Annotated in this window: 10 protein-coding genes; 4 read left to right on the top strand and 6 right to left on the bottom strand. The window is 70.6% G+C overall.

The genetic code is table 11. From position 1 onward, the window contains the following. Positions 1-54 precede the first annotated feature (54 nt). Together GA0070619_RS01115 and GA0070619_RS01110 are read left to right on the top strand one after the other, a co-directional pair. Positions 55-282 carry a helix-turn-helix domain-containing protein gene (locus GA0070619_RS01115; RefSeq protein ID WP_088946326.1) on the top strand — a complete coding sequence of 76 codons (228 nt, stop codon included), beginning with the start codon at positions 55-57 and terminating at the stop codon, positions 280-282. A 234-nt stretch (positions 283-516) separates the two neighbouring features. Then, positions 517-1,110, top strand: coding sequence for an Rv3235 family protein (locus tag GA0070619_RS01110; RefSeq protein ID WP_088946325.1), 594 nt, complete (start codon positions 517-519; stop codon positions 1,108-1,110). A gap of 242 nt (positions 1,111-1,352) precedes the next feature. Here GA0070619_RS01110 and secA read toward each other — a convergent pair whose 3' ends face one another. Beyond that, entirely contained in the window at positions 1,353-4,280 is a 2,928-nt protein-coding gene (secA, locus tag GA0070619_RS01105; protein ID WP_088946324.1) for a preprotein translocase subunit SecA, read from the bottom strand. A 168-nt stretch (positions 4,281-4,448) separates the two neighbouring features. Between secA and GA0070619_RS01100 the strand changes: the two genes are divergently transcribed. After that, positions 4,449-5,600: a GNAT family N-acetyltransferase gene (locus GA0070619_RS01100; RefSeq protein WP_088946323.1), complete on the top strand. Its 1,152-nt coding sequence runs from the start codon at positions 4,449-4,451 to the stop codon at positions 5,598-5,600. Continuing rightward, positions 5,597-6,709, top strand: coding sequence for a GNAT family N-acetyltransferase (locus GA0070619_RS01095; RefSeq protein WP_088946322.1), 1,113 nt, complete (start codon positions 5,597-5,599; stop codon positions 6,707-6,709). The genes GA0070619_RS01100 and GA0070619_RS01095 overlap by 4 nt, the downstream gene beginning before the upstream one ends. A 59-nt stretch (positions 6,710-6,768) precedes the next feature. Here the strand turns inward: GA0070619_RS01095 and hpf are convergent, their stop codons facing one another. The 5 genes from hpf to mtrA all read right to left on the bottom strand — a co-directional run bounded on the left by hpf (position 6,769) and on the right by mtrA (position 12,643). Continuing rightward, the gene (hpf, locus tag GA0070619_RS01090) at positions 6,769-7,413 is read right to left on the bottom strand and encodes a ribosome hibernation-promoting factor, HPF/YfiA family (protein ID WP_088946321.1); all 645 of its coding nucleotides are present in this window, start codon (positions 7,411-7,413) and stop codon (positions 6,769-6,771) included. Between the two features lie 247 nt (positions 7,414-7,660). Continuing rightward, on the bottom strand, positions 7,661-8,335 hold the full coding sequence (locus GA0070619_RS01085; RefSeq protein ID WP_088951481.1) for a ComF family protein: 675 nt from the start codon (positions 8,333-8,335) through the stop codon (positions 7,661-7,663). Between the two features lie 37 nt (positions 8,336-8,372). Beyond that, complete coding sequence (locus GA0070619_RS01080) at positions 8,373-10,190, bottom strand: LpqB family beta-propeller domain-containing protein (RefSeq protein ID WP_088946320.1); 1,818 nt, start codon at positions 10,188-10,190, stop codon at positions 8,373-8,375. Continuing rightward, on the bottom strand, positions 10,187-11,941 hold the full coding sequence (mtrB, locus tag GA0070619_RS01075) for an MtrAB system histidine kinase MtrB (RefSeq protein WP_088946319.1): 1,755 nt from the start codon (positions 11,939-11,941) through the stop codon (positions 10,187-10,189). The genes GA0070619_RS01080 and mtrB overlap by 4 nt, the downstream gene beginning before the upstream one ends. Before the next feature lie 12 nt (positions 11,942-11,953). Beyond that, entirely contained in the window at positions 11,954-12,643 is a 690-nt protein-coding gene (gene mtrA / locus GA0070619_RS01070) for an MtrAB system response regulator MtrA (RefSeq protein ID WP_030331519.1), read from the bottom strand. Positions 12,644-12,659 lie beyond the last annotated feature (16 nt).

Raw genomic sequence — 12,659 nt, 5'->3', positions numbered from 1 at the left:
GCACGGGCTGTCGGTGGCAAACTGAGCCAAACGACATCAACCCCGGGAGTTCCTGTGGAGCCGAGGTTCCTGCTGCTCTCCGACGTAGCCACCGAGCTGAACGTGTCGGACTCGCAGGTCTACCACATGGTGCGCAGCGGTGAACTGCCCGCGATCAAGATCGGTGGACGCGGCCAGTGGCGCGTCGAGCGCGCGCGCCTGGAGGAGTACATAGCGCGCAAGTACGACGAGACTGCGGAGTGGGTCCAGAGCAACCCGCTGGTCGATCGCGACCCGGAGTAGCAGCGGCTGGTCCCCCGGTCTTAGCGCCCCCACTCACCCGTTGGCGCTTGATCCACTCCGTTTCAAGGAAAGCGCGGTGTCCCGGCCGTGCGGATACCGCGACTTCGGCAAACCCGAGTGGATCAAGCCGTGCGCTCGGCAGGGTCGTCGCTCAACCATTGACCGAGGCCTCTTTATCCCTGAGAATTGGATGAGTCGAAGGCAAACGAAGGCAAACGCAAGATCAAGGGGGCCATGATGAGCCAGGCGCAACCCGGCCCTCACCGACCACCCGTGCGGCTGCGCCCAGTCCCACCCATCGACCCGCCATACGCCGACGAGGCCGACGGGTCGTACTGGCCGGCACCCGTCCACGGCCAACTCGCCCTTGACCTGTTCGCCTCGACCCGGCCAGACCCGGTCCGACCACCCGAGCACCGGGGCGCACTCCGCCCGGTGCCGAGCCGATCCACCACCCACCCGGTAACGCCGCTGCCACCGGCGACCGCCCCGGAAGCCACCCGAGCCGCGCATCGCTTCGTCGGCACCTGCCTGGAGGTGATCAACGGCTACCGGTCCCCCGCGCAGGTGCGGGCACTGCTCGACCCGCCCCGAGCTAGTGACCTGCTGACCGAGTTGGCCCGCGCGTCCGGGCGGACCGGCGCACCTCGCCGTCGCGCCAACCGACCGGTCGTCCGGCTGCTGCGCCTACGCGTCTGCGAACCCCGCGAGGCCGCAGTGGAGGCGGCTGCCGTCCTCACCGGTGCGGGCGGCCGAAGCTGGGCAATGGCGCTCCGCCTGGAGCATCGTCGGGGCCGGTGGCTCTGCACCGCCCTGCACGTCCTCTGACCGCACCAGCAGGATCGCGCTGAGCCGGATCGGACCGCGCCAGCCAGGCCAAGCCGGACAAAACCAGGCCGGATTGGCTTGATCAACTCGGGTTTCAGGAAATCGGGCCATCAACCTGACGCTGACACCCCGACTTCCTGAAGACCGAGATGATCATCGCCACGCGGACCGGGGGCGTGCGGCCGGGAGACGACGAACGGGTCCCGGCCTGATGGCCGGGACCCGTTCGTCAGTGCTGTCGGTCAGTTGCCGCCGTTGGGGGCGCCGTGGCAGCGCTTGTACTTGCGGCCAGAGCCACACGGGCACGGCGCGTTGCGGGACGGGCCGTTGCTCGCCTCGGCCTGGTTCGGTGCAGGCCGGCGGGAAGCGGCGGACGGAACCGCCGGGCCGCGAAGCCCGGAGGCGGGCCGCTGCGGGGCGGACGGCGCGGTCTGCCCCGGCGCCGCCGGAGCACCCGGGGCCGGTCGGCCCACGCCGAGCGCCGGAGCCTGCTGCTCGGCCTGTTCGACGGCGACCGCGCCGGGGCTGGCCTCACCGTCGATGGTGGGAGCGGAGTATTGCAGGCCCTGCCGCTGCGGAGCGCGGTTGAGGCCCTTGGCCCGGATCTCCACCGGCTTGTCGAGCAGCGCGACCTCTTCGGAACCCTCCTCAGGCTCCGGTTCGGTCACCTGGACGTCGACGTTGTAGAGGAAGCCGACCGTCTCCTCCTTGATGCCTTCCATCATGGTGGCGAACATGTCGAAGCCCTCGCGCTGGTATTCCACCACCGGGTCGCGCTGGGCGTACGCCCGGAGGTTGATGCCCTCCTGGAGGTAGTCCATCTCGTAGAGGTGCTCGCGCCACTTGCGGTCGATGACCTGGAGCAGCACCATCCGCTCGAGCTGGCGCACCCCCTCGGTGCCAACCTGCTCCTCGCGCCGGTCGTACGCGGCGTTCGCGTCCTCCTTGAGGCGGGAGACCAGGAAGTCCGCGTCCATGCCGGCACGCGAGCCGCCGGCCTCCTCCTCAAGCTCCTCGATCGTCACGCCGACCGGGTAGAGCTGCTTCAGGCTGGACCAGAGCTGCTCAAGGTCCCAGTCCTCGCCGTAGCCCTCGGAGGTGGCGCCACGCACGTACGCCTCGACGGTGTCGTCGATCATGTTGCGGACCTGGTCGGAGAGGTCTTCACCGTTGAGCACCCGGAGCCGCTCGGCGTAGACGACCTGGCGCTGCTTGTTGAGCACCTCGTCGTACTTGAGCACGTTCTTGCGGATCTCGGCGTTCTGGCCCTCGATCTGGGCCTGGGCGCTCTTGATCTGCCGGGTGACCATCTTCGACTCGATGGGCACGTCTTCCGGGATGTTGAAGCGCTCCATCACGGCCTCGACCGCTCCGGCCCTGAAGCGCCGCATCAGCTCGTCCTGGAGGGACAGATAGAACCGGGACTCGCCCGGGTCACCCTGCCGGCCGGCGCGACCGCGCAGCTGGTTGTCGATCCGCCGGGACTCGTGCCGCTCGGTGCCCAGCACGTAGAGGCCACCGGCGGCGGAGACCTCGTCCGCCTCGGCGTCGCAGGCCTGCTTCCACGTGGGAAGGACCTCCTCCATCGCCTTGGCGTACTCTTCCTCGTTTTCCAGCGGGTCGAGGCCACGCTGGCGCAGCTCGTTCGCGGCGAGGAACTCGGGGTTGCCGCCGAGGAGGATGTCGGTGCCGCGGCCGGCCATGTTGGTGGCCACGGTGACCGCGCCCTTACGCCCGGCCTGGGCGACGATCTCGGCTTCCCGGGCGTGGAACTTGGCGTTCAGCACGTTGTGCGGGATGCCGCGTCGGCGCAGGAGCTGAGAGAGGATCTCGGAGTTTTCCACCGAGACGGTGCCGACCAGCACCGGCTGGCCCATCTGGTGCCGCTCGGCGATGTCCTCGATGACCGCGTTGAACTTGGCCTTTTCCGTCTTGTAGATGACGTCCGGCCGGTCTTCGCGAACCATCGGGCGGTGGGTCGGGATCGTCACGACGCCGACCTTGTAGACCTTGTTGAACTCGCTCGCCTCGGTCTGCGCCGTACCGGTCATCCCGGACAGCTTCTCGTAGAGGCGGAAGTAGTTCTGGAGGGTGATCGTGGCCAGGGTCTGGTTCTCCTGCTTGATCTCCACCCCCTCCTTGGCCTCGATCGCCTGGTGCATGCCCTCGTTGTAGCGACGGCCGTGCAGGATGCGACCGGTGAACTCGTCGACGATCAGGACCTCACCGTCGCTGACGATGTAGTCCTTGTCGCGCTTGTAGAGCTCCTTGGCCTTGATGGCGTTGTTGAGGTAGCCGACCAGCGGGGTGTTTACCGACTCGTACAGGTTGTCGATGCCCAGCCGGTCCTCGACCTTGGCGACACCCCGCTCGGTCACGGCGATGGTGCGCTTGGAGTGGTCGACCTCGTAGTCGCCCTCACCGTCGGTGCCGGGCTGGAGCCGGGCCACCACGCCGGCGAACTCGCCGTACCAGCGGGCCGAGTGCTCGGCCGGGCCGGAGATGATCAGCGGGGTGCGTGCCTCGTCGATCAGGATGGAGTCGACCTCGTCGACCACTGCGAAGTTGTGGCCGCGCTGGACCAGCTCTTCCTTCGACCAGGCCATGTTGTCGCGCAGGTAGTCGAAGCCGAACTCGTTGTTGGTGCCGTAGGTGATGTCGCACTCGTAGGCGGCCTTGTGCTCGGTGGCCGGCCGGTTGGGCAGCACCACGCCGACGGTCAGCCCGAGGAACTCGTGCACCCGGCCCATCCACGCCGCGTCACGCTGGGCGAGGTAGTCGTTGACCGTGATGACGTGGACGCCCTTGCCGGAGAGCGCGTTGAGGTAGACGGCCATGACCGAGGTCAGCGTCTTGCCCTCACCGGTCTTCATCTCGGCGATGTTGCCGAAGTGCAGCGCCGCGCCGCCCATCACCTGGACGTCGTACGGGCGCTGGCCGAGCACCCGGGCGGCCGCCTCACGGGCCACCGCGAACGCCTCCGGCAACAGGTCGTCGAGGGTCTCCCCCTCGTCGAGCCGCTCCCGGAACTGTTCGGTCATGCCGGCCAGTTCCTCGTCGGTGAGGTTGACGTAGTCGTCCTCGATCGAGCTGACGGCATTGGCGATGGCCTTGAGCCGCCGCACCATGCGGCCCTCGCCCGCGTTAAGGACCTTTTCCAGAATCGACACGGATCAACGCTCCCCTAGACAGTCTCGAACCATCGTAGGCGCTGCATCGGCCCGATGGTCACTGGTGGCGGTGCGCGACCCCGCCGAACCCGACATAACTCGCGTCCTGCGCACGCTCCAAACGTTATCCGGTTACGCCGTCGGCGAACGCTACGGCAGGATGCACGAGTGGAGCCCGTGGAGATCATCGAGGACGGCGTGCTGCTGCGGCCCTGGCGGGAGGCGGACGCCGAGGCCGTGCACCGAGCATGTCAGGACCCGGACATTCAGCGCTGGACAACCGTACCCCGCCCATACCGCCCGGAACACGCTCACGGTTTCGTCACCGAGGTGAGCGGACAGGCCTGGGCGGAAGGCACCGGAGCCCCCTTCGCGGTCTGCGACCCGGCCACCGGCGACCTGCTCGGCTCGTGCGGGTTGATCTCGATCGACCAGGCCGGCACCGGTGAGGTGGGCTACTGGACCGCCCCCTGGGCGCGCGGCCGGGGAGTGATGGTCCGGGCCACCCGGGCGCTGGCCCGCTGGTCCTTCGACAGCCTCGGGCTACGCCGGCTGATCTGGCACGCCGAGGTGGGCAACCACGCCTCCCGGCTGGTCGCACTACGCGCCGGCTTCCGGGTCGACGGCCGGCTGCGGATGGCCCACCCGACGCCGCACCGTGGCGCGGACACCTGGATCGGGTCGCTGCTGCCCGGCGAGGTGCCTGCACCCGGGTCGACCGGGCCGGCCGGCCCGGGCACCCTCGCCGCCCGGCGGGCCGCCGTCTTCGGCCGCCCGCAGCCCGTCCTGTTCGCCACGGCCGGCGCCGGCGAGATACGCCTGCGCCCCATGGAGGAGCAGGACCTGGACGCCGTGGTGCAGACCTGTCAGGACCCGGAGACCGTCCGCTGGACGACGGTGCCGGACCCGTACGACCGCGCCGACGCACAGGGTTACCGGATCCACGGCCAGGACGCCTGGGCCCGGGGAGACGCCGCCCACTTCGTGATCGCCGACGCGGACGACCGGTACGCGGGCTCGCTCGACCTGCGGCTCTCCCCCGCCGACGCGCTGCTGGCCGACGTGGGCTTCATGACCGCCCCGGCGGCCCGTGGCCGCGGGTACATGCCGGCCGCGCTGGTCGCGCTCAGCGCCTGGGGTTTCACGACGCTGGGCCTGGCCCGGATCGAGTGGAAGGCGAACGTGGGCAACACCGCCTCCCGCCGGGTGGCCGAGAAGGCGGGCTTCACGTTCGAGGGAACGGCCCGGGCCGGCGTGCAGCACCGCGGCGAGCGGGTCGACGTCTGGGTGGCCTCGTTGCTCAGCAAGGACCTGACATGAGCCTTGAGCAGGTCGTCGAGGCGTTCGGGGTGCGACTGCGGCCATTCCGCGCCGAGGACATCGCCGACGTGGTCGACGGCTGCGCGGATCCGCTGACCCAGCGGTTCATCTCGGGGCTGCCGTCGCCGTACACCGAGACCGACGCCCGCTGGTGGATCGACGCCGGCGCCCCCGCGGCCTGGGCCGGCGGCGGCGCCGCGTACGCCATCGCGGACCCGGCCACCGACCGGCTGCTCGGCACGGTGGGACTGAGCAATCCGGTGCCCACCCGGGGCCAGGCCGAGATCGGGTACTGGGTGCGGGCGGAGGCGCGCGGGCGCGGGGTGGCCGCGGCGGCGACCCGCGCGCTGAGCGAGCACGCGTTCGCCGCCGGGACGGCCCGACTGGAACTGCTCACCGACGCGGAGAACGGGCCGAGCCAGCGGGTCGCGCTGGCCGCCGGCTTCCGCTACGAGGGTTCGCGGCGGTCGGCCGGTTGCAACCGGAACACGGGGCGGCACGATCTGCTGGCCTGGGTACGCCTCGCCGGGGATCCGCCCGGCCCGACCGCCCGGCTGCTGCCCGATCTGCCCGACGGTGTGCTCACCGATCAGGTGGTGGCGCTGCGCCGGCTCGCGCCCGGCGATGCGGAGCTGATGTACCGGCTGCACAGTCGACCCGAGGTGGTAGCGAACCAGGCGCCGCCCGTACCGCCGACGCGGGAGGCGATCGAACGGCGCTGCCGTCTCGCGGAGAGCGGATGGCTGACCGGCGACATCGCCCGACTGCTGATCACGGACGTGGCCAGCGGGGAACCGGCGGGCAGTTGCGGGCTGTCGTACACCGACGTGGCCAGTGGCGAGGCGTCGGTCGGCTATGCGCTGCTGCCGGACTGGCGCGGCCGGGGGTACGCGACGCGGGCGATCCGACTGCTCGCCGGCTGGGCGTTCGGCCCGGCCGGGATGGCGCGGCTGACCGCCGGCACGGTGCCGGACAACACCGCGTCGCACCGCGTGCTGGAGCGGGTCGGGTTCGAGCGCGAGGCCCTGCAACGGGGCCGTCTGCCCGGGCTGGCCGGCACCCGCCTGGACGACCTGACCTTCGCGCTGCTGCCCACCGACCTCCGTTGACGGATCAGGGAGTTGTGGCGGGGGCTTCCCCACCACAACTCCCTGATCAACGCGTCTCGTTACCGGTCGGTGGCGAGGGAGATGATGCCGTAGTCGTACGCGTGGCGCCGGTAGACGACGCTCGGGCGGCCGGACTCCTTGTCCTGGAACAGGTAGAAGTCGTGCCCGACCAGTTCCATCTCGAACAGCGCGTCGTCGATCGTCATCGGCTCCGCCGGGTGCACCTTCTCCCGGGCGATGTGCCACGGCTGCTGGTCGTCGTACTCCTCCTCGACCCGCTCCGCGACGGCGGTGCCGGCGCGGGCGCCGTCAGCCGGCGCGCTCAGGGCGGGGGCCACCAGGTCCGCGACCGGCAGGCCCGCGGTGGCCTCGGCGACGGAGATCGGCGTCTGCCGACCCCGGTGTACGCGGCGACGGTCGGCCGCGCGGCGCAGCCGGGTGTCGAGCTTCGCGATGGCCGCGTCGAGCGCGCTGTAGAAGTCGTTGGTGCACGCCTCGGCCCGAATGACGGGGCCCCGGGAAATGCAGGTGATCTCCACCCGCTGGCAGTGGTCGGCTTGGCGCGGATTGCGCTCGTGAAAAAGCTCGACATCGACACGAATAAGTTTGTGGTCGTAGCGTTCGATCTTTGCGAGTTTCTCGGCTACGTGCACCCGGTAATGGTCCGGTACTTCGACGTTTCGGCCCTTGACCACGATGTCCACGTGACCTCCCTTGTTCGGACGGTCTTCGATCCGGTTACCCGGTCGCGCGCCGTGGGGAGACCCGCTGGCGTCGACCGGTTGGTACGGCTACGCCTCCTCTCACCGCCGGGGGCGGGGTGGAACGAACCTCCTACCCCCGACAGCGAAACGCTAACTCCTGTTCGCTCGACAGTCACCCCATGTTGCCGAGACGGCCCAGGATTTTTCGCAGCTCATACACCAACGGGTGAAACGGAAACACGATCGGTTACGACTGGTGTCTTTTCTCGGTCGCCGCGAGTACCGCGGCGACACTCGGTGCCCACCCGGTCGCGGTCAGCACCCTGGTCGCGGCGGCCAGGGTGACGCCGGTGGTGACGATGTCGTCGAGCAGCACCACGACCGGGGCCGCGGCTGCGGCACGGGGCCAGCCAGGCGCGGCGGAGCGGGGCTGGAACGCGGCCTCGGCCGCGGCCGCCCGCCCGGTGCTGTCCAGGGTCACCGAGTCCGGGCGGGGCAACGCCCGCAGCGGACGATGCACCTGCGCCGCCCAGCCGCCCCGGTTGAGCCGGGCCGCGCAGTGCCGGGCGAGCCGGTCCAGGTGATCCCCGTACCGGGAGCGGGCTGCCGCCGCCGTGTCCGGGACCGGGACCAGCGCCACCGGACGGGCCACGCCGACCGCCGCCGCGACAACCTCGGCGAGCAGGGCCCCGAGTGGGCGGGCCAGACCGTGCCGGCCGTGTTCCTTGTACGCCAGCAGCGCCTCGCGCAGCGGGCCCGCGTACGGGCCGAGGGCGACGCAGGACGGCAGGCCCGGCGGGGCAGGTGTGGGGCGGACCGATCGTGGACGCAGCGCGTCCAGTGCCTCGACGCAGGCCGGGCAGACCCCGTGCCGCAGGTCGGCCCGGCGCTCCCGACAACCCGCGCAGGTGGCGGGCAGCACCAGGTCGGTGAGGTCCGCCCAGAGCCCGCTCACCGTGTCAGTAGAGGAAGAACGGTGCCGACGGGTTGCTCGGTCGGACGCCGGCCGGCACCGGGGCAATGTCCCGCACGCGGTCCGGCTCGATCCGCTCGAACGGGCTGCTGCGGTAGGCCACCCCGTTCGCCTCGTACATGTAGGCCCCGCTGGGGACCCGCACGACGCGGTTGGTCGGGTATGCCGTCAGGTGGTTGACCTTGGCACCCACGTCGGTCCGTAGGGGCGTCTCCACGGCGCCGTCCACGCTGATCTCGTAGATCGCCTGTTGGCCTGCGGACCCCGCCACCACCAGTCGGTCCTCCCTGCCCCAGTCGACCGCCGTGAGGCCGGTCAGCGAGGTGGCCAGTTGCCTCGGCGGCCCGACGGAGACGCCGCCGCCGTCCAGGTTGACCGCGGCGACGTAGAGCTTTCCACCGGCGATCACCGCGACCCGCTGACCGTCCAGCGCGGCGGCCACCGCTGTGACGTCAGCGGTGGGCAGGTTGAGCGGCACCGGATACATCCGCGCCGCCTCGTCGAACCGGTAGAGCTGTCCGTCGGCCACGACCAGGCCGCGATCGGCACGAGAGTCTACGGTACGCAGCCAGACCGGTCGGCTCATCGAGGAGTATTCGGTGCCACTGCGGTTGATGACCGACACCGGCGCGACACCCGTGCCCACGGCGAGGCGGTACCGGCCACTGCTGCTGCCGTTGACCACCATCCCGGCGAGGACCCGCTGATCCCGGGCCAACGCGAGGCCGGCGGAGACGATGTTGCGGTTGACCTCGGGCGCCAGCGGCACCATCCCACTGAGTTCGCCGTCGAAGTCGAGCGGGTGGACGGCGCCCTCGTACACGCCGAACCGCTGTGGGCTCTGGGCGTTCGGGTAGAGCTGCTGGGAGTTGCGTCGTTCGTTCAGGTCCTGCACGGGCTGCGAGTTGTTGCGGATCTTCAACTCCAGCTCGCCCGTCAGGTCGCCCAGTGACCAGGCGAGCTGGGTGATCAGCTGGTCGATGCCGTTCTGGTCGTCACCGGACATGTCCAGGTTGACCTCCCACCGGTTGTTCGCGCCGGTGGCATTGTTGATCAGCTCGGTGCGGTCGGGCAGCCCGACGACACCCGGGCGCAGCCAGTCGGAAGGGCCGCCGACCAGCCACTTCACGACCTCGTTGACCCGGCGCTCGTTGGGCACCGCCACCGGCCGGTAGCGCTGGTCGGGCACCAGCCGGCTGCGGTCGGAACTCCAGAAGTAGATCGTCTCCTCCTGGAAGTACTGCTTGAGGGCGACGTCGCTGAGCAGCAGCACGTTCGGCGGGTCGAGGACGTAGAGGCCGGCGCGCTCGTCATTGGCGCCGCCGTCCAACGCCGCGCTGCGCAGCCCGAACTCGTATTCCGACTCGGTCGCCACGGGCGGGGCGAGGGTGCCGTTGGCCCGCAGCACACCGAGCTGCTGCACCGTGATCTTCACAGTGGTGGTCGAGTCGCTGTTGAGGGTGTAGACCGCCTCGCGCAGCCGGACCACGTTCAGCGCGACCTCGCTGCCCTTCTTGTCCTGCAGACGGGACTTGTCCTCCGGGGCGACGAACGCCTTGACCCGCTCGTACGCCCGGTCCGGCTCGCCGGCGGCGGCGGACAGGAAGTTGCGCAGGAACACCTCGTTGTCGCTGCCGCCGGCGGTCCGCGTCGGCGGCTCACTGCGCCGGACGTCGAACCCGCCGGCCCCGGTCACAGCCCCGCCCTTGCCGTCCACCCGCACGTCGGACCCGGCCGGGATGCCGCAGCCGGCACCGAGCAGCACCACCACACCGAGTGCCCCAAGCAGAGAGGGCCGTCTCATGAGCGCACCTCCGCCCGCTGTCCGTCCCCGGTCGGCGCCGGGCCGATCGCCACCGCCCCGCCGGTGCCCGGGCCGATGGCCAGCGGGCCACCGTCGCGAGGGCCACCGAAGGGCAGCGCGGCGTCGGCCGGCACCAGCCGCAGCGGCGAGGTGGTCAGCCGATCGCCGGCGCGGGCCGGCAGAGTGAGCCGGAACTGCGCGCCCTGCCCGGGAGCACCCCACGCCTCCAGCCAGCCGCCGTGCAGACGGGCGTCCTCCAGGCTGATCGACAGGCCAAGGCCGGTGCCACCGGTCTGCCGAGCCCGGGACGGGTCCGCCCGCCAGAACCGGTTGAACACCAGCTTCTCCTCGCCCACCTTGAGCCCCACACCCCGGTCGCGGACGGTGATCGCCACTGCGGTCTCGTCGGCGCCGAGGGTGATCAGCACCGGACGGGCCTCGCCGTGCTCGACGGCGTTGCCGACCAGGTTGCGCAGGATCCGCTCGACCCGGCGCGGGTCGACCTCGGCGATCACCGGCGCGCCCGGAAGGTCGAGCTCGATCGGGACGCCCACCCGCTCGGCCAGGCCGGCCAGCCGGTCGACCACCCGGTGCACCACCGGCACCAGGTCGGTCGGCTCGGAATCCAGCATGGCGAAACCGGCGTCGAACCGGCTGATCTCCAACAGGTCGGTGAGCAGCTCCTCGAACCGGTCCAGCTCGGCTTGGAGCAGCTCGGCGCTGCGCGCCACCGCCGGGTCGAACTCGTCGCGCTCGGCGAAGATCAGGTCAGCGGCCATCCGGACCGTGGTCAGCGGGGTACGCAGCTCGTGCGAGACGTCCGAGGTGAAGCGGCGCTGCAGCCGGGACATCTCCTCCAGGCGCAGGATCTGCCGTTGCAGGTTGGTGGCCATCTGGTTGAACGAGGCGGCCAGCAGGGCGAGGTCGTCCTCGCCGTTGACCACCATCCGCTGGTCGAGCAGCCCGGCGGAGAGCCGCTGGGCGGTGCGCGCGGCGACCCGGACCGGATTGACCACCAGTCGGGTGACCAGCGCCGCGAGCAGCCCGAGCAGGATCACCAGGGCGACCCCGGTGGCCACCACTGTGGCTCGGGCGTCGGCGGCGGTCTTGTCCTGCCCGGTCAGCGGCACCAGATAGTAGAGCTCGATCTGGCCGAAGCTGGTGGGCACCGGCGACCCGTACACGAGGTATTTGGTGGACTTCCCCGTGAGCCGGCCGGTGCGGATCTGGCTGGCGACCTTGCCGTCGGCGACCGCGGCCCGCAGCTCCGGGCTGATCAGCTGTTGGACGTTCGCGGAGGGCGCGGTGCGCGTCTGGATCTCGCTGGGATAGTCGTTGGCCGTGATCGCCACCACCACCCCGCTGGTCTGCTGAGGGTCGCCACCGGCGAGGTAGTTGACAGTGCCGTCGATGGTCTCCTGGAGCTGCGCCTCCTGCGGCTGGCCGTAGAGCGAGACCTGCTTGGCGGCATAGCTGGCGCCGCCGGTCACCCTCTGCCGGACGTCGCTGCGGGCGCTGTCGAGCAGGATGGTGGTGATCTTGTCGGCGATCAGGAACGCGAAACCGCCGACCAGCAGACTGGACGCGACCAGCGTGATGGTCACGACCCGCACCTGGAGCGAGCGCCGCCAGGTCTGGTGCACCCGGGCCACCACGCGGGCGACCCGGCCGCTCACCGCACGCCAGACCTCCCCGCCGGCGCTGGGCCGGCGGGCAGGCGTGCTCGGGGAGGGTGGGGGCGTGGTCGACACAGTGCGACCAGGCTATCCGGTCCCCGCCTTGTAACCCACGCCCCGCACGGTGAGGATGATTTCCGGTCGCTCCGGGTCCGGCTCGATCTTGGCCCGCAACCGCTGGACGTGCACGTTGACCAGGCGGGTGTCGGCCGCGTGCCGGTAACCCCAGACCTGCTCCAGCAGCACCTCACGGGTGAAGACCTGACGTGGCTTGCGGGCGAGCGCGACCAGCAGGTCGAACTCCAGCGGAGTCAGCTTCACCTCCTCGTCGTTACGACTGACGGTGTGCGCGGGCACGTCGATGGTGATCTGGTTGTCGGGCGGCCCGATGGTCAGCATCTCGGGGGCCACGTCCTCGCCTCGGCGCAGTCGGGCCCGCATCCGGGCGACCAGCTCCTTGGGCTTGAACGGCTTGACCACGTAGTCGTCGGCACCGGACTCCAGGCCCAGCACCACATCCACGGTGTCGCTCTTCGCGGTCAGCATGACAATCGGCACGCCGGACTCCGCCCGGATGGACCGGGCGACGTCGATACCGCTCATACCGGGAAGCATCAGGTCAAGCAGCACGATATCGGGACGACTGTCACGAAATGCGGCCAACGCCCGCTCGCCGTCCGCTACGAACGAGGGCAGGAAGCCCTCACTACGCAGCACGATGCCGAGCATCTCGGCGAGCGCGGGGTCGTCGTCGACCACCAGTACGCGGGCTCTCATGGGATTAATATTGCAT

The organism is Micromonospora zamorensis, from assembly GCF_900090275.1.
Classification (GTDB): domain Bacteria; phylum Actinomycetota; class Actinomycetes; order Mycobacteriales; family Micromonosporaceae; genus Micromonospora; species Micromonospora zamorensis.
The sequence above is the reverse complement of the archived record's forward strand: the minus strand, read 5'-3'. Positions and strand labels throughout refer to the sequence as shown.